The organism is Amycolatopsis sp. GM8 (assembly GCF_021653975.1).
Classification (GTDB): Bacteria; Actinomycetota; Actinomycetes; order Mycobacteriales; family Pseudonocardiaceae; genus Amycolatopsis_E.
In genome coordinates this window covers 845475-866659 of record NZ_JAJKFK010000004.1, presented here as the reverse complement: position 1 = coordinate 866659, position 21185 = coordinate 845475, and the positions used below count along the sequence as shown (strand labels likewise).

At 70.9% G+C, this 21185-nt stretch carries 22 protein-coding genes and 1 pseudogene; 12 read left to right on the top strand and 11 right to left on the bottom strand.

Translation table 11 applies throughout. The annotated features are described in order from the left end of the window. Nucleotide 1 precedes the first annotated feature (1 nt). The 5 genes from LOZ83_RS22670 to LOZ83_RS22650 all read right to left on the bottom strand — a co-directional run bounded on the left by LOZ83_RS22670 (nucleotide 2) and on the right by LOZ83_RS22650 (nucleotide 4901). Nucleotides 2-580, bottom strand: coding sequence for a TetR/AcrR family transcriptional regulator (locus LOZ83_RS22670; protein WP_236793205.1), 579 nt, complete (start codon nucleotides 578-580; stop codon nucleotides 2-4). Beyond that, nucleotides 577-2457, bottom strand: a complete 1881-nt coding sequence (locus LOZ83_RS22665; RefSeq protein WP_236793203.1) for a YhgE/Pip family protein — start codon at nucleotides 2455-2457, stop codon at nucleotides 577-579. The genes LOZ83_RS22670 and LOZ83_RS22665 overlap by 4 nt, the downstream gene beginning before the upstream one ends. Then, nucleotides 2454-3071 carry an ABC transporter ATP-binding protein gene (locus LOZ83_RS22660; protein ID WP_236793201.1) on the bottom strand — a complete coding sequence of 206 codons (618 nt, stop codon included), beginning with the start codon at nucleotides 3069-3071 and terminating at the stop codon, nucleotides 2454-2456. The genes LOZ83_RS22665 and LOZ83_RS22660 overlap by 4 nt, the downstream gene beginning before the upstream one ends. Nucleotides 3072-3156: 85 nt before the next feature. After that, nucleotides 3157-4077, bottom strand: coding sequence for a GNAT family N-acetyltransferase (locus LOZ83_RS22655; RefSeq protein ID WP_236793200.1), 921 nt, complete (start codon nucleotides 4075-4077; stop codon nucleotides 3157-3159). Beyond that, complete coding sequence (locus LOZ83_RS22650; protein WP_236793547.1) at nucleotides 4074-4901, bottom strand: class I SAM-dependent methyltransferase; 828 nt, start codon at nucleotides 4899-4901, stop codon at nucleotides 4074-4076. The genes LOZ83_RS22655 and LOZ83_RS22650 overlap by 4 nt, the downstream gene beginning before the upstream one ends. 293 nt (nucleotides 4902-5194) lie before the next feature. Between LOZ83_RS22650 and rpsA the strand changes: the two genes are divergently transcribed. After that, nucleotides 5195-6700, top strand: a complete 1506-nt coding sequence (gene rpsA / locus LOZ83_RS22645; RefSeq protein ID WP_236793198.1) for a 30S ribosomal protein S1 — start codon at nucleotides 5195-5197, stop codon at nucleotides 6698-6700. 239 nt (nucleotides 6701-6939) lie between these two features. Here the strand turns inward: rpsA and LOZ83_RS22640 are convergent, their stop codons facing one another. Continuing rightward, nucleotides 6940-7572, bottom strand: coding sequence for a TetR/AcrR family transcriptional regulator (locus LOZ83_RS22640; protein WP_236793196.1), 633 nt, complete (start codon nucleotides 7570-7572; stop codon nucleotides 6940-6942). 147 nt (nucleotides 7573-7719) lie between these two features. On the opposite strand from LOZ83_RS22640, the gene folP reads away from it, so the two are divergent. Next, the gene (gene folP, locus LOZ83_RS22635; RefSeq protein ID WP_236793545.1) at nucleotides 7720-8532 is read left to right on the top strand and encodes a dihydropteroate synthase; all 813 of its coding nucleotides are present in this window, start codon (nucleotides 7720-7722) and stop codon (nucleotides 8530-8532) included. A 24-nt stretch (nucleotides 8533-8556) separates the two neighbouring features. Here the strand turns inward: folP and LOZ83_RS22630 are convergent, their stop codons facing one another. Beyond that, the gene (locus tag LOZ83_RS22630; RefSeq protein ID WP_236793194.1) at nucleotides 8557-9072 is read right to left on the bottom strand and encodes a hypothetical protein; all 516 of its coding nucleotides are present in this window, start codon (nucleotides 9070-9072) and stop codon (nucleotides 8557-8559) included. An 82-nt stretch (nucleotides 9073-9154) separates the two neighbouring features. After that, nucleotides 9155-9913: an IclR family transcriptional regulator gene (locus tag LOZ83_RS22625; protein WP_236793192.1), complete on the bottom strand. Its 759-nt coding sequence runs from the start codon at nucleotides 9911-9913 to the stop codon at nucleotides 9155-9157. A gap of 39 nt (nucleotides 9914-9952) precedes the next feature. On the opposite strand from LOZ83_RS22625, the gene LOZ83_RS22620 reads away from it, so the two are divergent. Further along, on the top strand, nucleotides 9953-10849 hold the full coding sequence (locus LOZ83_RS22620; protein ID WP_236793190.1) for an acetaldehyde dehydrogenase (acetylating): 897 nt from the start codon (nucleotides 9953-9955) through the stop codon (nucleotides 10847-10849). After that, complete coding sequence (gene dmpG, locus LOZ83_RS22615) at nucleotides 10846-11880, top strand: 4-hydroxy-2-oxovalerate aldolase (protein WP_236793188.1); 1035 nt, start codon at nucleotides 10846-10848, stop codon at nucleotides 11878-11880. The genes LOZ83_RS22620 and dmpG overlap by 4 nt, the downstream gene beginning before the upstream one ends. Here dmpG and LOZ83_RS22610 read toward each other — a convergent pair. Then, entirely contained in the window at nucleotides 11877-12467 is a 591-nt protein-coding gene (locus LOZ83_RS22610; RefSeq protein WP_236793186.1) for a TetR/AcrR family transcriptional regulator, read from the bottom strand. The genes dmpG and LOZ83_RS22610 overlap by 4 nt on opposite strands. 76 nt (nucleotides 12468-12543) lie before the next feature. Here LOZ83_RS22610 and LOZ83_RS22605 point away from each other — a divergent pair, with 76 nt between their 5' ends. Beyond that, entirely contained in the window at nucleotides 12544-13569 is a 1026-nt protein-coding gene (locus LOZ83_RS22605) for an LLM class F420-dependent oxidoreductase (protein ID WP_236793184.1), read from the top strand. A 100-nt stretch (nucleotides 13570-13669) separates the two neighbouring features. After that, the gene (locus LOZ83_RS22600) at nucleotides 13670-14974 is read left to right on the top strand and encodes an MFS transporter (RefSeq protein ID WP_236793182.1); all 1305 of its coding nucleotides are present in this window, start codon (nucleotides 13670-13672) and stop codon (nucleotides 14972-14974) included. A 22-nt stretch (nucleotides 14975-14996) separates the two neighbouring features. Here LOZ83_RS22600 and LOZ83_RS22595 read toward each other — a convergent pair whose 3' ends face one another. Beyond that, nucleotides 14997-15260, bottom strand: coding sequence for a hypothetical protein (locus LOZ83_RS22595; protein WP_236793180.1), 264 nt, complete (start codon nucleotides 15258-15260; stop codon nucleotides 14997-14999). 94 nt (nucleotides 15261-15354) lie between these two features. Here LOZ83_RS22595 and rpmG point away from each other — a divergent pair, with 94 nt between their 5' ends. The 4 genes and pseudogenes from rpmG (at nucleotide 15355) to cobA (ending at nucleotide 17452) form a co-directional block, all read left to right on the top strand. After that, the gene (gene rpmG / locus LOZ83_RS22590) at nucleotides 15355-15519 is read left to right on the top strand and encodes a 50S ribosomal protein L33 (protein WP_236793178.1); all 165 of its coding nucleotides are present in this window, start codon (nucleotides 15355-15357) and stop codon (nucleotides 15517-15519) included. Further along, nucleotides 15519-15824: a 30S ribosomal protein S14 gene (gene rpsN, locus LOZ83_RS22585; RefSeq protein ID WP_236793176.1), complete on the top strand. Its 306-nt coding sequence runs from the start codon at nucleotides 15519-15521 to the stop codon at nucleotides 15822-15824. The genes rpmG and rpsN overlap by 1 nt, the downstream gene beginning before the upstream one ends. Next, nucleotides 15818-16033 (top strand): annotated as a pseudogene (gene rpsR, locus LOZ83_RS22580) (30S ribosomal protein S18); the annotation flags it as partial. The gene rpsN and the pseudogene rpsR, both read left to right, overlap by 7 nt. 198 nt (nucleotides 16034-16231) lie before the next feature. Continuing rightward, nucleotides 16232-17452 carry a uroporphyrinogen-III C-methyltransferase gene (gene cobA, locus LOZ83_RS22575; RefSeq protein ID WP_236793174.1) on the top strand — a complete coding sequence of 407 codons (1221 nt, stop codon included), beginning with the start codon at nucleotides 16232-16234 and terminating at the stop codon, nucleotides 17450-17452. Here cobA and LOZ83_RS22570 read toward each other — a convergent pair. Continuing rightward, the gene (locus LOZ83_RS22570) at nucleotides 17440-18258 is read right to left on the bottom strand and encodes an alpha/beta fold hydrolase (RefSeq protein ID WP_236793172.1); all 819 of its coding nucleotides are present in this window, start codon (nucleotides 18256-18258) and stop codon (nucleotides 17440-17442) included. The genes cobA and LOZ83_RS22570 overlap by 13 nt on opposite strands. A 91-nt stretch (nucleotides 18259-18349) precedes the next feature. Here LOZ83_RS22570 and LOZ83_RS22565 point away from each other — a divergent pair, with 91 nt between their 5' ends. Both LOZ83_RS22565 and LOZ83_RS22560 read left to right on the top strand, forming a co-directional pair. Further along, nucleotides 18350-19180 (top strand): crotonase/enoyl-CoA hydratase family protein, encoded by an 831-nt coding sequence (locus tag LOZ83_RS22565; RefSeq protein ID WP_236793170.1) that lies wholly within the window; start codon nucleotides 18350-18352, stop codon nucleotides 19178-19180. Continuing rightward, on the top strand, nucleotides 19177-20874 hold the full coding sequence (locus LOZ83_RS22560) for an AMP-binding protein (protein WP_374202695.1): 1698 nt from the start codon (nucleotides 19177-19179) through the stop codon (nucleotides 20872-20874). The genes LOZ83_RS22565 and LOZ83_RS22560 overlap by 4 nt, the downstream gene beginning before the upstream one ends. The last annotated feature ends 311 nt before the right edge of the window (nucleotides 20875-21185 follow it).

Below are 21185 nucleotides of genomic sequence, written 5' to 3'. Positions count from 1 at the left end.
CTCAGCGAGTGAACCCGCGCAGCAGGGCGAGCACCCCGTCGCGCACGTCGGCCCGGGTGCGCCGCGGCTGGAACACCTGCCAGTCCAGGGCGACGACGAGCAGCGTGCCGAACAGGCCCGCCGCGGCGGTCGGGATCTCGACGCCTTCGGGCAGCCGTCCCGCGTCCGCGATCCGCCGCAGCTGTTCTTCGACGATCGAGATGATCTCCTCGCGCAGCAGCGTCAGCGTCTCGTGCCACTGGCCGGGTGTCCGCCACATCTCGCTCACCAGGATCTGCGAAAAACCCCGGTATTCCGCGATGAACGCGAGTCCTTCGTCCACAAGGGACTCGAGCCCGGCGACCGGGTCTGGCTCCCCGGCCTGTGCCCGCAGCCGGTCGGCGAGCTGCCCGACGCCGTAGCGCAGGAGCGCGTCGATGAGCTGGTCCTTGCTGCCGAAGTTGTAGTACACCGTGCCTTTCGCGACACCGGCCTCGGCGGCGATCTCGTCGACCGTGAGCCCGACCAGGCCCCGGCTCGACGCCAGCTTCAGCGTCGCTTCGAACAGCCGCTGTTTGGTGCGTCCGGCTCGGGAGGTCACAGGGCCAGCTCCGGGTTCAGCTTCGACACGGTCCACACGCGCTGCCTGCGCGCGGCGAGCGCCGACACCGCGAGCGCCGCGGCCAGCCAGCCGCACAGCACCCCGATGTCGAGCAGGCTCTGCGGCGACGCGCCGGTGTAGAACAGGTGCCGCAGCCCATCGACGACATAGCCCATGGGCAGCACCAGATGCAGCGGGTAGAGCGCGTCCGGCAGGGTCTGCCATGGGAAGGTACCGCCCGCGCTGACCAGTTGGAGCACCAGGAGGACGAGTCCCAGGAACTTGCCGACCGCGCCGAACATCGCGTTGAGCGCGTGCACGATGGCGGTGAACGTCAGCGAGGCGAGGATCGCGAACCCGATCGCGGCGAGCGGATGGGCGACGTGGATGCCGACGAGCCAGGTCACCGCGCCGAACAGCACCAGCACCTGCGCGATGCCGAGCACCGCGGCCGCGAGCCAGCCGCCGATCGCGACCCGCAGCGGCGCCACCCCGGCGGCGAGCGCGCGGGCCGAGAGCGGGCGCAGCAACAGGAACAGCACGAACGCGCCGATCCAGGTCGCCAGCGCGATGAAGAACGGGGCGAGCCCGGCGCCGTAGGTGCCCGCGGACGCGAGCCCGGCCGAGTCGACGGTCACCGGGTCGGCGATCGTGTCCGCGGTCGCGGCGCGCTGCGGGTCGTCCGGGTTCGGGATCTGCTTCAGGCCCTCGTTGAGCCCGTCCCGCAACTGGTTCGCGCCCGCCGAGAGCTGGTTCGTGCCGTCCAGCGCGGTTTTTTCGCCGCTGTCGAGCTGGGCCGCGCCGGACGACAGCGAGTTCGCGCCGTCGGAGGCCTGCGCGATGCCGTTGGTTAGCTGCGGTGCGGACGCGGCGAGGGCGGACGCGCCGGCGGCCACCTGGCGGGAGCCGTCCGCGAGCTGGTTCAGCTGCCCGGACGCGGTCTGGATCTTCGTGTTCGCCTGGTCGACGGGCGAGCGCAGGTCGTGCAGCACCGAAAGCACTTGCTGTACCTGGTCTTCCGTCGCCCCGCCGGCCCGGAGTCGTTGCGCGACTTGGGTGTCGGCGTTGTTCAACGTGCTCTGCAGATCGGTCGACGCGCTGGCGATCGCGGCACCCTGAGCGGCGACCTGCGCGTTGCCCGCCGAGACCTCGGCGGCGCCGTCCGCGAGCTGGCGGGTCTGACCCGGCAGGGCCGCCGTGCTGTTCTTCAGCGTGCCGAGGCCGGACGCGAGCTGGGTGCTTCCCGTCGCCAGCCGGGACGCGCCGTCCGCCAGCTGTGCCTGTCCACTTTGGAGTCTGCCGGCGCCGTCGGCCAGTCGCGCGGCGCCGTTCGCCGCGTCCTGGGTTTTGCCGTAGATGGTCGAGAACCCCATCAGGAACCGGTTCGCCGCCTCCGCGCCGACCTTCTCCGCGATCGTGCCGCGGATCTGTTCGGCGACCTGGTTCGCGATCGTGTGCGACAGGTAGTTGTTGGCGTCGTTGGTGGTCAGCCGGATCGTCGCCTGCTGCGGGGTGAAGTTCCCACTCGACAACAGCGCGGCGGAGAAGTCCGGCGGGATCGTGATGGCGAACGAGTACTTGCTGTCCCGCACGCCTCGGTCGGCGTCCGCTGCGGACACCTCGTGCCAGCCGAAGGTGCCGGAGCGGACCACCTCGCCGGTCACCTCGCGGCCGGCGTCGCGGCCTTGCGCGCCGGTGTCGGAGTCGACGATCGCGGCGGGCAGTTTGGACAGCCGGCTGTAGGGGTCGTAGTTGGCGTAGAGGTAGAACGACGCGTACAGCAGCGGCACCAGCACGAGTGCGGCCATCGCGAGCTTGGGCAGTGTGCCCGCGGTGAGCCGGCGCAGCTCGCCCGCGGCGATCCGGAAGCTGGTCACGAGTCCGCTCCGATCCGGGTGGGGGTTCCGGGCAGCACGGCCACGGGAGTGGTGGCGGTCAGCACGACGACCGCCAGCCCGCGCTCGGCGTGCTCGCGGGCGAGCGCCGACCAGCTCTCGACCTCGCTGGTGTGCCGGTCGGGGGTGTCGAGCACGAGCATCCGCACGCCGTCGCGGCACGCGGCCAGTTCGGTGAGCAGGCGGGTGCGCACGGCGGCGCCGAGCTGATCGACGCGCACGTTCGCCAGCCCCGCCGCGTCGTGCTCGGCGAGCCAGCGGGCGATGTCCCGTTTCCCGGCCGGCCGCCGGCCGAGCGCCAGCTCCTCGCCGGCGACCACGCGCAACGGCAGTGCCTCGTCGGGCTCGCTGACCCCGGGCGCGTCCACCACCGCGGTGATCTGCCGGAGCTTGGCGTCGTCCGCCTCGCCGTCGACGGTGACCGTGCCGGTGCTCGGCTTCATCCGCCCGGTCAGCGCGAGGCCGAACGCAGTCACGCCCGGACCGGGCTCGCCGTGCACGAACTCCAGCGCGCCGTCCTTCACGACGAGCGAAGTCGGCGCCAGTACGGGACCATGTGGCCCGGCGATGGTCACGCGGTCGGCGTTCACCCGCACGGATACCCCCCTTTTGAACTGACTGGTCAGTACAAAAGCTACGACGTGCGGTGGTACCTCGCAACTCGGGACGGCCCGGATGTGGTCAGCGCAACGCCGACGCGGGCTGAACCTCCCAGAACGTCCACAGTGGACGGTAGCCCTGCCGGGGCCAGAACACCGAGGACAGCGGGTTGGTCGGGTTGTAGTACAGGTAGGTGCCCACCGCGCCGCGGGCGGCGAAATCACGGTGCACCGTGGACATCAGCGCGCGGCCGATCCCGTTGCCGCGCGCGCCGGGCCGGGTCGCCACGTTGTTCACGTAGCCCCAGCGTCCCAGCGGCAGCAGCTCGGCCGCCCACGTCCCGGGCGCGGACTCCACCCAGCCGCAGTCCGCGATCGCCGTCGCGACCCCGCCGGTCTCGGCGAGCCAGATCGGCGCGCGCGCCGCGAGGTTCCGCTTCAGCTGCGGCGTCATCAGCTCCACGGCGTCCGGCCGCTCGTGCGAGGTCACCAGCGCCGTGTAGTCGAAGGTCGCCTTGGTCAGCGCGAGCACCTCTTCGAAGTCCTCGGGCGTGGCGAGCCGCACGGTCAGGTCCGCCGGCGGGATCTCGGGCGCGGGCGGTGCGGTGCGGATCGCGAGCACGGAGATCGGCACCAGGCCGTGCCGCAGGAACGCGCGGATCGCGGGCGCGTCCCGGCTCGGCCAGGTCACGGTGCAGGCGGAGTCCGGGCCCGGCGACTCGGCGTCCAGCGCGTGCCGCCACGCGCGCAGCAGCGCGTCGATCCCCTCGGTGCCGGTCTCGCCGGGGAACGGGAAGAGCTGCCACACCCGCTGCGCCGACCACAGCAGGTCGAGCGTGCCCGGCGCGTGGGTCTTGGTCTGCACGACACCCGCGACCTGCTCGCCGGACGCGGTCGCGGCCGTCAGCGGCTCGCCGTCGGGCGGCCCCGCCGGCATCGGCAGGAGCGGGTCGGCGGCGGCGAACCGGGCGCGCTGCGCCGCGAGCAGCCGCTCGCCGATCACGGGTCCGCCCGGCGCGTCACGAAGATCGCGGTGCCCGGGAAAAGCTTGCCGCGCAAGGGACTCCACTGCCCCCAGACGCGCGTGTGCCCGGCCGGCCACTCGGGCTCGACGAGATCTTCCAGGACGAACCCGCCGGCGGTCAGCGCGCGTATCCAGTCGCCGAGCGTCCGGTGGTACTCGACGTAGGTGGCCCGGCCATCGGCGTCGATCTCGGCGTACGGCGTGCGGTCGAAGTACGGCTGGGTCGCGGTCAGCCCGTTCGGGCCGGGATCGTCGGGGAAGATCCAGCGCATCGGATGGGTCACGGCGAACACCCAGCGTCCGCCCGGGCGCAGCACGCGGTGCAGCTCGGCGAACACCGTCTCGGGCGAGGAGACGAACGGCAGCGCGCCGAACGCCGAGCACGCCAGGTCCATGGTTCCGGCCGCCAGCGGCAGCTCTTCGGCGCTCGCCTGTATCAAAGGAATATCGATTCCCGTGCGGGCGTTGGCTTCTTTCGCATGACGAAGCATCCCACCGGACAGGTCCAAAGCCACTGCGTACGCGCCTGTTGTGGCGAGCCAGCGCGCGCACGCGGCCTGACCGCAGCCGATCTCCACGACGCGCTTGCCCCGCACGTCGCCCAGCAGGGCGGCGTCGGCCTCGCGCACCCCTTCGGGACACCAGACGAAGTCGGCATCCCCGAGGAACTCGCCGTGGGTGGCCTGGTAATCGTCGGCATCGGCGTCCCACCAGGCCAGATTGGCCGCGACGGCCTCCCGCGAACCCACCGCGCGGTGGGCGATGCCCACGGTGCCCAGCCGGTGCTCGGCCGAGTCACCCATCCGATCGTCCTGCGTCACGGTCGCATTCTCACCCAGCCCGGCATCGCGCCGGGGCCAGGTGACCCTGTTTGTGCCGCATACACCCCGCCGCGTACGATAACTCCAGCGCAGTGGGTTCGCGCTACCTTCCTCCCGGCACAGCTCAAGCCGGGTTCCGGGTCGCGCACCGTCGGCGGTGCTGCTCGCGGCCGTTCGCATGGACGTTTGCCGGTCAGTCTGCCGTCGTCGCACTCGCCGCGCCAAGCAAACTGCACACCCACTATTCCCAAGCCGTTACCGGAGCAACCCACCTAATGACCACCGACACCACCACCGTCCCGACGACCGAGCCGCAGGCCCAGCAGGTCGCAATCAACGACATCGGGTCGGAGGAAGACTTCCTCGCGGCGATCGACAAGACGATCAAGTACTTCAACGATGGCGACATCGTGGAAGGCACCATCGTCAAGGTCGATCGTGACGAGGTGCTGCTCGACATCGGGTACAAGACCGAGGGTGTGATCCCCTCGCGTGAGCTGTCGATCAAACACGATGTCGATCCCGGCGAGGTTGTCAGCGTCGGTGACGAGGTCGAGGCCCTCGTTCTCCAGAAGGAGGACAAGGAAGGCCGGCTGATCCTGTCCAAGAAGCGCGCGCAGTACGAGCGCGCCTGGGGCACGATCGAAGAGCTCAAGGAGAAGGACGAGCCCGTCAAGGGCACCGTCATCGAGGTCGTCAAGGGCGGCCTGATCCTCGACATCGGCCTGCGCGGCTTCCTGCCCGCCTCGCTGGTCGAGATGCGCCGGGTGCGCGACCTGCAGCCGTACGTCGGCCGCGAGCTCGAAGCCAAGATCATCGAGCTGGACAAGAACCGCAACAACGTGGTGCTGTCGCGGCGGGCGTACCTGGAGCAGACCCAGTCCGAGGTGCGCAGCGAGTTCCTCAACGCGCTCGCCAAGGGCCAGGTCCGCAAGGGTGTCGTCTCCTCGATCGTCAACTTCGGCGCGTTCGTGGACCTCGGCGGCGTCGACGGCCTGGTGCACGTCTCGGAGCTGTCCTGGAAGCACATCGACCACCCGAGCGAGGTCGTCGAGGTGGGCCAGGAGGTCACCGTCGAGGTGCTGGACGTCGACATGGACCGCGAGCGCGTGTCCCTGTCGCTGAAGGCCACCCAGGAAGACCCGTGGCGCCAGTTCGCCCGCACCCACGCGATCGGCCAGATCGTGCCGGGCAAGGTCACCAAGCTCGTCCCGTTCGGCGCGTTCGTCCGCGTCGAGGAGGGCATCGAGGGCCTGGTGCACATCTCCGAGCTGGCCGAGCGCCACGTGGAGATCCCGGAGCAGGTCGTGCAGGTCGGCGGCGAGGTCCTGGTCAAGGTCATCGACATCGACCTCGAGCGGCGCCGCATCTCGCTGTCGCTGAAGCAGGCCAACGAGGGCATGACGGCGGAGACCGAGTTCGACCCGACCCAGTACGGCATGGCCGCCGAGTACGACGACCAGGGCAACTACATCTACCCCGAGGGCTTCGACCCCGACACCAACGAGTGGCAGGACGGGTTCGAGAAGCAGCGCGAGGAGTGGGAGCGCCAGTACGCCGAGGCGCAGGCCCGCTACGAGGCGCACATGCGCCAGGTCGCCAAGGCCGCGGAGGCCGACGCCGCCGCTGCCGCCGACGCCGCGACCGGTGTCGAGGGTGGTAGCGGGGAGCAGAACTACAGCTCCTCGGCGCCGGAGAACTCGGCCAAGCCGAGCGGTGGCACCCTCGCCTCCGACGAGCAGCTCGCCGCCCTGCGCGAGAAGCTCTCGGGCGGTGCGTAAAGCCGGTTGATGGGGCGGCGTGTGCTCGCGCAGTGTCTTGCGGGGCACCCGCACCCGAGGCAGCTCGCCGCCTCCGGCTTTACGGTGTCTTTTGGGGGTCGAACCCCCAAACCCCCGCCAGGGGGCGAGCCCCCTGGACCCCCGCTGTGGTTGCGTTCGTGACGTAGCCCGCGCTAGTCAGCTGAGGGAAAACCCCCGGTTCCTGATGGGAGCCGGGGGTTTTCCGTTGTGGCCGGTGGTCAGCGGTCGTCGCAGGGGGACAGGCCGGTGAGGGTCGCGACGATGCCCTCGTAGAAGATCTCCGCGTAGGAATCGTTGCCCGGCTTGAGAAACCAGCCCGGCGGGGGTGTCCGCGCCCGGTTGGTCAGCTCCATGCTCACCAGCCCGTGCATCGTCGTCCACATGAGATACCCGGCCCGCTCGGCGTCCCCGGCCGACCGGACCGCCGGGCGCACCCGCGCCACCAGCTGGTCGTACGTGTCGCGCTGGGCGAGCATCCGCAGATCGGGATCCGGGTCGTAGCCGGGCACCGCCCGCTCGAACATGAACGCGTACCGGGCCGGGCTCTCCAGCGCGAACTCGCGGTACATCCGGCCGAACGCGAGCACATCCGGCAGCGCGTCACCGGAGACCGGGGGCAGCTGCCCCAGCTCGTCGTGCAGCAGCTCGAAGGTGCGCTCGTACAACGCGTCCAGCACGCCCGTCCGGCCGCCGAATCGCGTGTAGACGCCGATGGTGGAACTGCCCGCCGCCCCCGCCAGCCCGCGTACGGTCAGTCCGGCCACGCCCTGTTCGACGAGGACGTTCAGCGCGGCCTGGAGAAACCGTTCCCTGCTGTGGGTTTCCGCCGGTCCCGCGTGGCGAGTCGCCATCCGCACGCACCCCCTTCGGGTCTCCCTGAGGAACTTAGGCTATAACGGCCGTTCTCGCGTCCCGGGCGCGGCAGGCATGATGAGACCGTGTCCCGTGTCGAACTCGAATTCCGTGGCCGCCCGCTGGTGCGTGACCGCGCGCTGGTGATGGCGATCGTCAACCGTACCCCCGACTCCTTCTACGACAAGGGTGCGTCCTTTGCGGACGACAAGGCCCTCGCGGCGGTGGACCGCGCGGTCGCCGACGGCGCCGACCTCGTCGACGTGGGCGGCGTGAAAGCCGGTCCGGGCGCGGACGTCGACGTCGCCGAGGAGATCCGCCGGGTGGTGCCGTTCGTCGCGGAGATCCGTCGCCGCCATCCGGACCTGGTGATCAGCGTGGACACCTGGCGGCACGACGTGGGCAGGCTCGCCTGCGAGGCCGGCGCCGACCTGCTCAACGACACCTGGGCCGGCACCGACCCGAAGCTCGCCGAAGTGGCCGCCGAGTTCGGCGCGGGCTACGTCTGCTCGCACACCGGGGGAGCTGTGCCGCGTACGCGCCCGTTCCGGGTGCGCTACGAGGATCTGGTGGACGAGGTCGTCGAGGAGACCACCCGCCGCGCGGAGAAGGTCGTCGCGCTCGGGGTGCCGCGAGCCGGGGTGCTGATCGACCCGACGCACGACTTCGGCAAGAACACCTGGCACAGCCTCGCGTTGCTCCGGCACGCCGCGACGCTCGCGGACACCGGCTGGCCCGTGCTGATGGCACTGTCCAATAAGGACTTCGTGGGGGAGGCGCTCGGCGTCCCGCTGCACGAGCGGCTCGACGGGACGCTCGCCGCGACGGCGCTCGCCGCCCGCGACGGGGCGAGCGTGTTCCGGGTGCACGAGGTCCGCCAGACCAGGCGGGTGCTGGAGATGGTGGCCGCGATCGACGGCGACCGCCCGCCGGCGCGCGCGATCCGCGGCCTCGCCTGAGAATCGCCGTTCGAAACTTTTCGGTCAGCCGCGGCCGTTGCCGCGGTTCAAGCCGTAGAGAACCCGTTGCAGGATCTGGGAATCGGCGTCCACCCGCGGCTGCTCCGGGGCGTACTCCGGGGCCGGAGCAGCGGCCTGGGCGCGGTTCGGGGCGCGCTGCGGCAGCGGCACCGCCGCGGCGGACATGCCCGTCGGCAGCGGAAGCTCCGACCACACGTTGCGGCGAGCGCCGGGCAGGGTCACGGCGTTGATCTGCGCGCCCGCCAGCTCCGGCGGCTCACCGCGCAGATCGTCGTCCAGCTCGATCACCAGCGCGTCACCGTGCAGCCGCAGCCGCACCGTCAGAAACCGGGGGGAGGTACTCCTCGAACCCTCGACGGACGCCGACACCAGGTGACGCGTGATGCGGGTGGCTTCGGGGATCAGCTCGCGGAGCCGCCACTCGGCGAGCGCGAAGCGCACGAACATCTCGGCACAGTTGACGGCACTGGGCAGCGCGACGAGCCGCAGGTCGTCCACCTGGGTGGTCTGGCCGATCACGGGTGTCCTCCGTTTCGCCTGGCGCGAACCTGATCAGTGTCCGTATCGCGACGATGGTGGCCGACGATGCGTGCACTGGCTGTTAAGGGAGTGTGCGGGACAGCGTAAGGGCAGTGGTCCGGACCGCGGGAGCCACCCGCTCGGCGCGTACCCGATTGCTCCAGCCGGAGATCGAAACCGCCGCGCGCGCGTGTCCCGACCGGTCGAGCACCGGGCTCGCGACGCAGATGACGCCGGTACCGGATTCCTCTCGCTCGTACGCAATGCCCTCCTCACACACCTTGGTCAGCTGCCTGCGCAGCAGGCCCGGCGCGGTGAGTGTGCGCGGACCGATACGGGGCAGGCCCGCAGAGATTACCGCCTGGAGCACCGGACCGGGAGAGTGCGCGAGTATCGCTTTTCCAACGGCCGTGGCATGGGCGGGAAATCGCCCACCGATGCGCGAGGGCAGCGCGGGCGCGTCCGGGCCGCGCACGATGTCCAGGTAAACCACCTCGGTTCCTTCGAGGACCGCGAGATGCACTGTGTTGCGGGTGGCTTCGCGCAGGTCCGCGAGGTACGGGCGGGCGGCGTCGACCAGCCCGCGCCGCGCGGCCGCGAGCTGCCCGATCTCGAACAGCCGGATGCCCAGCCGGACCACGCCGGATTCCCGTTCGAGCAGGTTCTCGTGCACGAGATGCCCGATCAGCCGGTGCGCCGATGACTTCGGCATCCCGGTCCGGCGGGCGAGTTCGGACACGCCGAGGAACTCCTCGCCAGGTCCGAACGCGCCCAGCAGGGCGGCGATCCGGCTGGCGGTCAGTCCGGCGGCGTCCTCACCGTTCCGCTCAGCGGCACACATAAGTTGAGTGTGCCCTATCCCCGGGCGGACCGTAAAGCCATGAGGAAAGCCATCGCGGCGATCGTCGGTCCGGGCAACATCGGTACCGACCTACTCGCCAAGCTCCGTCGCAGCGAATACGTGGACGTGCGCTACATGGTCGGGGTGGACCCGACGTCCGAGGGGCTCGCGCGCGCCGCGCGGCTGGGCCTGGAGACCTCCGCGGAGGGGGTGGACTGGCTGCTCGCCCAGGCGGAAAAACCCGAACTGGTCTTCGAGGCGACGTCCGCGAAGGCACATCTGGCCAACGCGCCGCGCTACGCCGAGGCCGGCATCCAGGCGGTCGACCTGACCCCGGCCGCGGTCGGGCCGCTCACCTGCCCCGCGGTCACCCTGCCCGAACAGCTGGACGTGCCGAACCTCAACATGATCACCTGCGGCGGGCAGGCCACGATCCCGATCGTGAACGCCGTCTCGCAGGTGACCCCGGTGCCCTACGCCGAGATCGTCGCGTCGATCTCGTCGCGTTCGGCGGGTCCCGGCACGCGCGCGAACATCGACGAGTTCACCGAGACCACCGGGCACGCGATCGAGGTCGTGGGTGGCGCGGCGCGCGGTAAGGCGATCATCATCATCAACCCGGTCGACCCGCCGATGATCATGCGGGACACGGTGTTCTGCGCGATCGCCCCGGACGCCGACCGCGACGCGATCACCGCGTCGATCGAGCGGATGGTCAAGACCGTGCAGGAGTACGTGCCGGGCTACGCGCTCAAGGCGGCGCCCCAGTACGACGAACCGCGGCCCGGCTGGAACGGGCAGGCCCGCGTCGCGGTGTTCCTCGAAGTGGCGGGCAACGGCGACTACCTGCCGCCGTACGCCGGGAACCTCGACATCATGACCGCCGCGGCCGCGCGGGTCGGAGAACTGTTGGCACAGAAGAAGGTGGCGGCATGACCTGGGACAACGTCGAGCGCGAGGTCCGGATCGTCGACACGAGCCTGCGCGACGGCAGCCACGCGATGGCGCACCAGTTCACCGAGGAGAACGTGCGCGACACCGTGCGGGCGCTGGACTCCGCCGGTGTCTCGCTGATCGAGGTGACCCACGGCGACGGGCTCGGCGGGTCGACCTTCAACTACGGGTTCTCGCTCGTGGACGAGCGGAAGCTGATCGCGGCCGCGGTGGACGAGGCGAAGCACGCGAAGATCGCGGTGCTGCTGCTGCCGGGCCTGGGCACGGTGGCGGACCTGAAGGCCGCCGCCGATCTCGGTGCGGGCGCGGTGCGCATCGCGACCCACTGCACCGAGGCCGACATCTCGATCCAGCACTTCACCGAGGCGCGCAAGCTCGGGCTGGAGACCGTCGGGTTCCTGATGCTGTCGCATATGTCCACTCCGGACGCGCTGGCGAAGCAGGGCCGGATCATGGTCGACGCCGGCTGCCAGTGTGTGTACATTGTGGACTCCGCGGGCGCGCTGATCCTCGAGGATGCCTCGGAACGCGTCGAGGCACTCGCCGCCGAGTTCGGCGACCAGGCACAGGTCGGCTATCACGGGCACCAGAACATGAGCTTCGGGGTGGCCAACTCGGTGCTCGCCTACCGCGCCGGGGCCCGGCAGATCGACGGTTCGCTCGTCGCGCTCGGCGCGGGTGCGGGCAACTCGCCGACCGAGGTGCTGGCGACGGTGTTCGAGCGGCTCGGCGTGAAAACGGGTGTGGACAAGGACATCCTGATGGACGCCGCGGAGAACGTGGTGAAGCCGTACATCACGCGGCTGCCGGTGATGGACCGCTCGTCGATCGTGCAGGGCTTCGCCGGGGTGTACTCGAGCTTCCTGCTGCACGCCGAGCGCGCCGCGGAACGCTACGGCGTGCCGGCGCACGAGATCCTGTACCGGGTGGGCGCGAAGCGTTATGTCGGCGGCCAGGAGGACATGATCATCGACATCGCGCTGGAGATCGTGGCCGAGCGCGACGCCGCTTAGGAACCGGCCTGTGCCAGCTGCCGGACGCAGTGGGCGATGAGTCTGGCCCGGCTCACCTTCAGCGTTCCCGCGAGGTAAGCCGTGAACAGGTTCGACAGCGAGCCGACGAGCCCGAGCGCGGTCATCTCGCGCTCGTCGGCCGCGAGCCGGGCCGGCAGCTGTTCGCGGACCAGCGCGGCGAACGCGGGCAGCAGGGCCACCCCGCGCGCGGACAGCGCCGGGTCGGTGACCGGGGCGAGCAGCAGCACGCTGCCCTTGCGCGGGTCGTCGACCATCAGCTCGACGGCCGCGGTCACCGCCGCCTCGGCACGTGCGGCCGGTTCGGCGCGCGTGTCGGGCACCGCGTCGATCAGCGCCTGGCGCAGCTGCTCGGCGACGTCCTCGTAGACCGCGACGACGAGCTGTTCGCGGTCGGTGAAGCTCTCGTAGAAGTACCGCTCGGTGAGCTTCGCCCGCCGGCACACCGCCCGGACGCTGACCGCGCCGCTGCCGCCCGTGCCCAGCAGGTCGAGCCCGGCCGCGAGCAGCCGCGCGCGCCGGGCGGCCCTGCGGTCGTCGAGCGTCGTGCCGGCCCAGGTGCGGGTCATCGCGTGCCCCCAATTGACTACGGGTGTTGTCAATCGTAGCGTGCACCCCGGCGCACTACCCATCCCTGGAGGCGACGTGAAGCTGGGCTACCACCTCGGATACTGGCAGTCGGGGCCGCCGGAAGGCGCGCTCGAGGCGATACTGGCGGCGGAGGAACTCGGCTTCGATTCCGTGTGGTCGGCGGAGGCCTACGGGTCCGACGCCCTGACCCCGCTGGCCTGGTGGGGTGCCTCGACGAGCCGGATCAAGCTCGGCACGAACATCGTCCAGATGTCGGCGCGCACGCCCACGGCCGTCGGTATGAGCGCGCTGACCCTCGACCACCTGTCGGGCGGGCGGTTCGTGCTCGGGCTCGGCGTCTCGGGCCCGCAGGTCGTCGAGGGCTGGTACGGGCAGCCGTACCCGAAACCACTCGCGCGCACCCGCCAGTACGTCGACATCGTGCGGAAAGTGGTGGCACGCAAGGAACCCGTCACCAGCGACGGGCCGTTCTACCCGCTGCCACTCGACGGCGGGATGGGACTGGGCAAGCCGCTGAAGCCCACGGTGCATCCGCTGCGCGAGGAGATCCCGATCTATCTCGCCGCGGAGGGGCCGAAGAACGTCGCCCTCGCGGCGGAGATCGGCGACGGCTGGCTGCCGCTGTTCTTCTCGCCCAAGAGCGACGCCTTCTACCGCGCCGCGCTCGACGAGGGCTTCGCGCGGCCCGGCGCGCGCCGGAGCGCGGCGGACTTCGAGGTCGCCGCGTCGGTTCCGGTGATCGTGCACGACGACGTCGAGACCGCGGCGGGCTTCATCAAGCCGTCGCTGGCGCTCTACATCGGCGGGATGGGCGCGAAGGAGGTCAACTTCCACCACGACGTGTACGCGCGGATGGGCTACGGGGACGTCGCGGACAAGGTGCAGGACCTGTATCTGGCCGGCCGCAAGGACGAGGCGGTGGCGGCGATCCCGACCTCGCTCGTCGAGGACACCGCGCTGATCGGACCGGCCGCGAAGATCCGCGACGAGCTGGCGAAGTGGGAGGAAACCGTGGTCACCACGCTCCTGCTGCGCGGCAACGCCGACGCCTTGCGCCAGCTCGCGCCGATCTTGAGCTGACCGCGTTTTCCACGGCGACGATCACCTGAAGAGGCCCCGGTCACACCGGGCCACGGTTGCGATGACACGATCCTCCCCGTTCGCAGCTGAAGGAGGATCAGTGGCCGCGCTTCCGGCTTCGACCAGGATCGGGTACTCGCTCGGGTCCTTCGCGACCGGCCCCTTCGGCACGGTGCCGGGGCTCCTCCTGCTGCCCTACCTGACCGACACGATGGCGATACCGGGCGCGGTCGCCGGCGTGATCGTGCTGGTGCCCAAGGCCTGGGACGTCGTGTTCAACCCGTTCGCCGGGCGGCTCTCCGACGCGGATCTCGCCAGGCGCGGCAGCCGGCGGCGGTTCCTGGTGATCGGAGGGATCGGGGTCGCCGTGCTGTTCGGCGCGATCTTCGCGCACCCCGGCTTCGGCTCCACCACGGCCGACGCGGCCTACGTCGTGGTCACGTTCCTGTTGTGTGCCACGGCATACGGCCTCTTCCAGGTGCCCTACAACGCGCTGCCGGCCGAGTTGACGGACGATCCGCAGGAGCGGACCCGGCTGTCCAGCCTGCGGATCGGCTTCCTCGCGGTGGCGATCCTCGTCTCCGGCGGTGGCGCGCCGCTGATCACCGAGGGCATCGGCGGTGCCGCCGGGTATCGCGTGATGGGCGTGGTGATCGGGCTCGTCATGCTGCTCGGCATGATCGCCGTGGTGCTCGGCATTCGCGGCGCCCCGGTCGGGGCCCGCCGCCCGACGACCGTCAGCTGGCGGGAGCTGCTCGCGACGATGCGCGAGTGGCGCGGGTTCCGGTGGCTGCTCGGTGTCTACTTCGTCCAGTCGCTGGGGCTCGGCACGTTGCTCGCGGGCGTGAACTACGCGGCGCGGCACGTGTTCGGCGATGCCGGGCTGCAGACGGTGCTGTTCATCTGTTTCGTCGGCCCGGCGCTGATCACGATGCCGCTGTGGCCCCGGATCGGCGCGCGCTGGGGCAAGATCTGGGGTTTCCGGGTCGCGTGCCTGTCCTTCGCCGTCGGCGCGGCGGGACTGTGTGCGTCGCTGGTGCTGCCGCTGGGCGTTGCGCTGGTGTTCGTGGCACTGGCGGGTGTCGGGTATGCCGGGATCCAGGTTTTCCCGCTCGCGATACTGGCCGACCTGATCAGCATCGAGGAGGAGCGCACCGGCGCGACCCGCGCGGGTGTGGCGGCCGGGGTGTGGACGGCGTCGGAGACGCTCGGGCTGGCGCTGGGGCCGGGCCTGTTCGGATTGGTCCTGACCATCGGCGGTTACGTGTCCACTGTGGACGCCTCAGCCGCGCAGCCGGCGAGCGCGGTGACCGCGATCCTGCTCGGCTTCTCCCTCCTGCCGGGGATCCTGGTGGCCCTCGGCCTGCCGCTGCTGCGCCGCTCCGCGCTCGAAGGCGTTTCGTAACCGGCGTCCCGGCCTGCGTAAGCTAGAGGACACCCTCGTCGCGGCGGCCGGCGTCCCCGTCGACGCGATCTTCCGCGCCGATCCCGGGGCGACGGCCGCCGCGATCGACGACTCGACCGTGCTCGTCGCTGCGGCGGGCTCCATCGGCCGTCGGCGGTCGCCCAGGATCCGAACCGGGTCGGCGTAGTCGAGCCACACCTCCCGCCCCGCCAGTCGCCGGCAGTGGCAACAGGTCTTCGCGCAGCTCGATGTGCACGAGCGCGGTGCCGGTCGGGAAGGTTCGCACCGTCCTGTACGTTAGATGAAAATGAAAACCAGTATCAAAAGTGATGCTGGGACATCGAAGCCACGGGACTGAAGGCCAAGGGAGTGAAGCTGTAATGGCGAAGAACGACGTCCGTCCGGTGATCAAGCTGCGGTCCACCGCGGGCACCGGCTACACCTACGTCACGCGCAAGAACCGTCGGAACGACCCGGAACGCATGGTCGTGCGCAAGTACGACCCGACGGTCCGCCGGCATGTCGAGTTCCGAGAAGAGCGCTGATGGCGAAGCAGTCCAAGATCGCTAAGAACGCGCAGCGGCGTGCGCTCGTCGAACGGTACGCGCAACGGCGGGCGGAGCTAAAGGAAACGGTCCGTTCGCGGCGGTCCACGCCGGCGGAGCGGGCCGCGGCCATGTCGGCGCTGCAGGCCCTGCCGCGCGACGCGAGCCCGGTCCGGGTGCGCAACCGCGACGCCGCCGATGGCCGCCCGCGCGGCTACTTCCGGAACTTCGGGCTGTCCCGGGTGCGGCTGCGTGAGATGGCGCACCGCGGCGAGCTGCCCGGCGTGTCGAAAGCGAGCTGGTGAAACGCAGGCGGAACCCGCTGCACGCAGCCGGCGTGTCCGAAGTGGACTGGAAGGACGTAGACTGCTGCGGCGCTTCATCTCCGACCGCGGCAAGATCCGCTCCCGCCGCGTGACGGGCCTGACCCCGCGACAGCAGAAGCAGGTGGCGATCGTGACCAATGCCGCCCGCGAGATGGCGCTGCTGTCCTGCACCACCCGCTGACCGTCGAACTCACCGTCGCGAACGCACGACTCGTCGTCGCGAGCGTCGGACTCGCGAGCGTGCCCCGGCGCTCCCAGCGAGTCGGACGCTCAGGACGCCGAGTCGTACGCTCGGGACGCCGAGTCGGACACCCGGGATGGCGAGTTCGACACATCGTGGCGGGCTGGCGCGGTGAAGCCGGGCGTGGCCAGTCATGATGGTGGCTATGCCCGAAGACCACTATCTCGTCGGCCTCGATCTCACCGGCCGCCGCGTCGTGCTGGTCGGCGGCGGCAGCGTCGCCCAGCGGCGGCTGCCCCGGCTGATCGGCGCGGGCGCGGCCGTCGAGCTGATCTCGCCGCACACGACGCCCGCCGTGAGCGCGATGGCCGACGCCGGTGAGCTGGTCTGGCACCGCCGCCGCTACACCGAAGGCGACCTCGACGGCGCCTGGTACGCCCTCGCCTGCACCAACGATCCCCAGGTCAACGCGGAGATCTGCGCCGACGCCGAGCGCCGCCACATCTTCTGTGTGCGTGCCGACGCCGGAGCCGACGGCACCGCCGTCACGGCCGCGACCGGGCGGCACGAGGGCCTGCTGGTCGGGGTCCTGTCCGGCGGCGAACCGCTGCGCTCGGCCGCCGTCCGCGACCACATCGTCGAAGTCCTGCACACCGGCGCGATCCCGGACGGCGCCGAGCACACCGAGGTCGGCGAGCTGCCCGGGGTCGCACTCGTCGGTGGCGGGCCGGGCGATCCCGAGCTGATCACCGTCAAGGGCCGCCGCCTGCTGGCCCGCGCCGACGTCGTGGTGGCCGACCGGCTCGCGCCACGCGAGCTGCTCGGCGAGCTGCGGCCGGACGTCGAGATCGTGGACGCCGCGAAGATCCCGTACGGCCGCGCCGCGAGCCAGGAGGTCATCAACGCGACCCTGATCGAGCACGCCAAGGCCGGCAAGTTCGTGGTACGGCTCAAGGGTGGCGACCCGTACGTGTTCGGCCGCGGGTTCGAAGAGGTGCTCGCCTGCGCCGAGGCCGGTGTGCCCGTCACCGTCGTCCCCGGGATCACCAGCGCGTTCGCCGTGCCGGCCGTCGCCGATGTGCCGGTGACGCACCGCGGGGTCGCGCACGAGGTCGTCGTCGTGTCCGGGCATGTGCCGCCGGGGCACGAAGCCTCGCTCACCGACTGGGCGGCGCTCGGCAGGCTGCGCGGCACGATCGTGCTCATGATGGGCGTCGAGCGGCTCGGCCAGTTCGCCGACGCGCTGCTCGCCGCCGGCCGCCCCGGCGACACGCCCGTGGCGATCGTGCAGGACGGCACCATGCCGGCCCAGCGCATCACGCGGTCCACTTTGGACTCCGTTGCCGCCGACGCGAAGGCCGCCGGGGTCCGCCCGCCCGCGGTCACTGTCATCGGCCCGGTCGCGGCGCTGGCTCAGCCCTCGTAGCGGCGCCGCACGAAGTCCGCGATCACGTCCGTCAGCCGCTGCGGATCGGCTCGCAGCTCGACCAGACTGCGGGCCTGCACGAACTCCGCGTCCGGCAGGTCCGAGGCCAGCGAGTCGGCGTCGCCGAACGGGTGGATCGGGTCACCCTCGTGCCCGATCACCAGCGCCGGCACGGTGATCTCCCGCCGCGCGGCCTTCGACGGCGCGATCCGTCCGAACAGGACGCCGTGGATCAGCGCGGCCATCGGCGCCGGCCGCTGTTCGAGGGTGTCGGTGATGACGTCGACCCACTGGCTGCCGTGCGGCACCCGGCCGGCCACGGCCGCGACCCACGCCACGCTGAACGGCAGGAAACGCGCCGCGAACAGCAGCGGCGCGAACGTGAGCAGCCCGGCCACGATCACGTTGTCCAGCGCCGGCATCTCGATGATCATGCCGCGCATCCGCTCCGGCGCCGCCACGGCCACTTCGAGGGCCACGTTGGCGCCGAGCGAGGTGCCGCCGATCACCGCGCGGTCGATCTCCAGGTGGTCCAGCAGCGCCAGCACCTGTACGCCGAACGCGGGCATCGAGTACCGCCACGACTCGGTCGGCCGGTCGGACTCGCCGTGCCCGAGCAGGTCGAGCGTGATGACGCGGAAGCCGTCCGCGGCGAGCCGCCGCGCCAGCGGGGCGTGCATGCGCCGGGTGAACATGATCCCGTGCGTCAGGACGACCACCCGGTCACCACTGCCGTACTCGGTGTAGGCCAGCCGGTGCCCTTCGAAGGCGAAGGAACCGGCGAGCTCGAGAAGCTGCGGCGTCATCCAGCCAGGAAACCATGCCGGTACGACATACGCCCGCCCCTCACCCGACCACCACCCTCGGCGGGGCGCTTCGCGTGGCAGGCTTCTGGTCATGACTGACATCGCCGACCTCGTTTCACTCAAAGTCGACCGCCCGGGTGCCGTGGCGGAGGTGACCCTGCTGGGCCCGTCCAAGGGCAACGCGATGGGCCCGGACTTCTGGCGTGAGCTGCCGCTGGTGTTCCGCGCGCTCGACGCCGACCCGGAGGTCCGCGCAATCGTGCTGGCCGGCAGCGGGGCGCATTTCTCCTACGGTCTCGACCTGCCCGCGATGATGGGCACCTGGGCGCCGCTGCTCGCCGGGGACGCGCTCGCCGGGCCGCGCACCGAGTTCCTCCGGGAGATCCGGCGGATGCAGGACTCCATCAACGCCGTGGCCGAATGCCGCAAGCCGGTGATCGCCGCCGTCTCGGGCTGGTGCATCGGCGGCGGGGTCGACGTCATCGCCGCCGCCGACATCCGGCTCGCGAGCGCCGACGCGAAGTTCAGCGTGCGCGAGGCGAAGGTCGCCATCGTCGCGGACATGGGCAGCCTGCAGCGGCTCTCCGGCGTCGTCAGCGAAGGGCACCTGCGGGAACTGGCGCTGACCGGCAAGGACATCGACGCCGCGCGCGCCGAGAAGATCGGTCTGGTCAACGACGTGTACCCCGACCAGGACGCCCTGTTCGCGGCCGCGCGGGCGCTCGCCGGGGAGATCGCCGCCAACCCGCCGCTGGTCGTGCAGGGGGTGAAGGACGTCTTGGAGCTGAACACCCAGCGGCGCGTCGCCGACGGGTTACGGTACGTCTCGACGTGGAACGCCGCGTTCCTGCCGAGCAAGGACCTGAACGAGGCGGGGCAGGCGTTCCTCGAGCGACGGCAGCCGGAGTTCAAAGGAGAATAAGGGTGACGGGCGAAGCTTTCCGCGAGGCGCGGGACTATCTGCTGGCACATCGCGAGGACTACGAAACCGCCTATCGCGCGTTCGACTGGCCCGAGCTGGGCGAGTTCAACTGGGCACTCGACTGGTTCGACGTGATCGCCCGCGACCCGGCCAACGCGGAAAGGTACGCGCTGTGGATCGTCGAGGAGGACGGGACCGAGGGCCGCTGGACGTTCCCCGAGCTCGCCGACCGCTCGAACCGGGTCGCGAACTGGTTGCGCGGGCTCGGCGTCCGCCGCGGTGACCGGCTGATCCTCATGCTGGGCAACCAGGTCGAGCTGTGGGAGACGATCCTGGCCTCGATCAAGCTCGGTGCGGTGATCATCCCGGCGTCCACGCTGCTCGGCCCTGAAGACCTGCGCGACCGCGTGGACCGCGGCGCGGCGAAGCATGTCGTGGTGCGCTCGGCGGACGTGCCGAAGTTCGCCGATGTCGGCGGCGACTACACGCGCATCGCGGTGGGAGAGCGCGCCGAGGGCTGGCTTCCGTTCACCGAGGCGTACACCGCGTCGCCCGGGTTCGAGCCGGACGGCGTGACCGCCGCGACCGATCCGCTGTTGCTGTACTTCACCTCCGGCACCACCGCGAAGCCGAAACTGGTGCAGCACACGCATGTCTCGTACCCGGTCGGCCATCTGTCCACAATGTACTGGATCGGGCTGGAACCGGGTGACATCCACCTCAACATCTCCTCGCCCGGCTGGGCGAAACACGCGTGGAGCAACGTCTTCGCGCCGTGGAACGCCGAGGCGACGGTGTTCCTGTACAACTACAACCGGTTCGACGCGATCGCGCTCATGGCACAGATGGATCGCTGTGGCGTCACGAGTTTCTGCGCGCCGCCGACCGTGTGGCGGATGCTGATCCAGGCCGACCTCACCGCGCTTCAGACCCCGCCGCGCAAGGTCGTCGGCGCGGGCGAGCCGCTCAACCCCGAGGTCATCGAGCAGGTCCGGAAGGCCTGGGGTGTCACGATCCGCGACGGGTTCGGGCAGACCGAGACCAGCGTGCAGATTGCGAACACGCCCGGCCAGCCGGTGAAATCCGGGTCGATGGGCCGCCCGCTGCCGGGCTTCACCGTCGCGCTCGTCGACCCGGTGACGGGGGAGCGCGGGGAAGAGGGCGAGATCTGCCTCGACCTCGCGCACCGGCCGGTGGGCCTGATGGTCGGCTACACCGACGACGACGAGCGCACCGCGAAGGCGTTCGAGAACGGCTACTACCACACTGGCGACGTCGGCTCGGTCGACGAGGACGGCTACATCACCTACGTCGGGCGCACGGACGACGTGTTCAAGGCCTCGGACTACCGGATCTCGCCGTTCGAGCTGGAAAGCGTGCTGCTGGAGCACGACGCGGTCGCCGAGGCGGCGGTCGTGCCCGCGCCGGACCCGATCCGGCTGGCGGTGCCGAAGGCGTACGTCGTGCTCGCCGCCGGGCACGAGCCGGATGCCGGGACCGCCGAGCGCATCCTGGCGTTCTGCCGCGAGCATCTGGCGCCGTACAAGCGAATCCGGCGGCTGGAGTTCACCGAGCTGCCCAAGACGATCTCCGGCAAGATCCGCCGCGTCGAGCTCCGCGGCAAGGAACAGAACGCCGACGGCCGCCCGGCCGGCGAGTTCCGCGAGGAAGACTTCCCGAACCTGAAGTCGTAACGCCCGGCTCGCGCGGCTAGCGCGCCCGGCGTGTTGGCCGCCCGCGCGGGCGTGTTGGCCACCGGTGTCGGTGAGTTGGCCGCGCGCGGGGCCAACTCACCAACGCCGCGGGCCAACACGGCGACGTGGCGGGCCAACGCGGCGGGGCTACTCGGTGACGCGGCGGGGCCAACTCACCGACGTGGCGGGCCAATATGGTGACGCAGCGGGCAAACACGCCCGCGCGGGCGGCCAACTCGGTGACGTGGCGGGCCAATTCACCGACGTGGCGGGCAAACACGGCGACGTGGCGGGCCAACACGCGGCCTGCG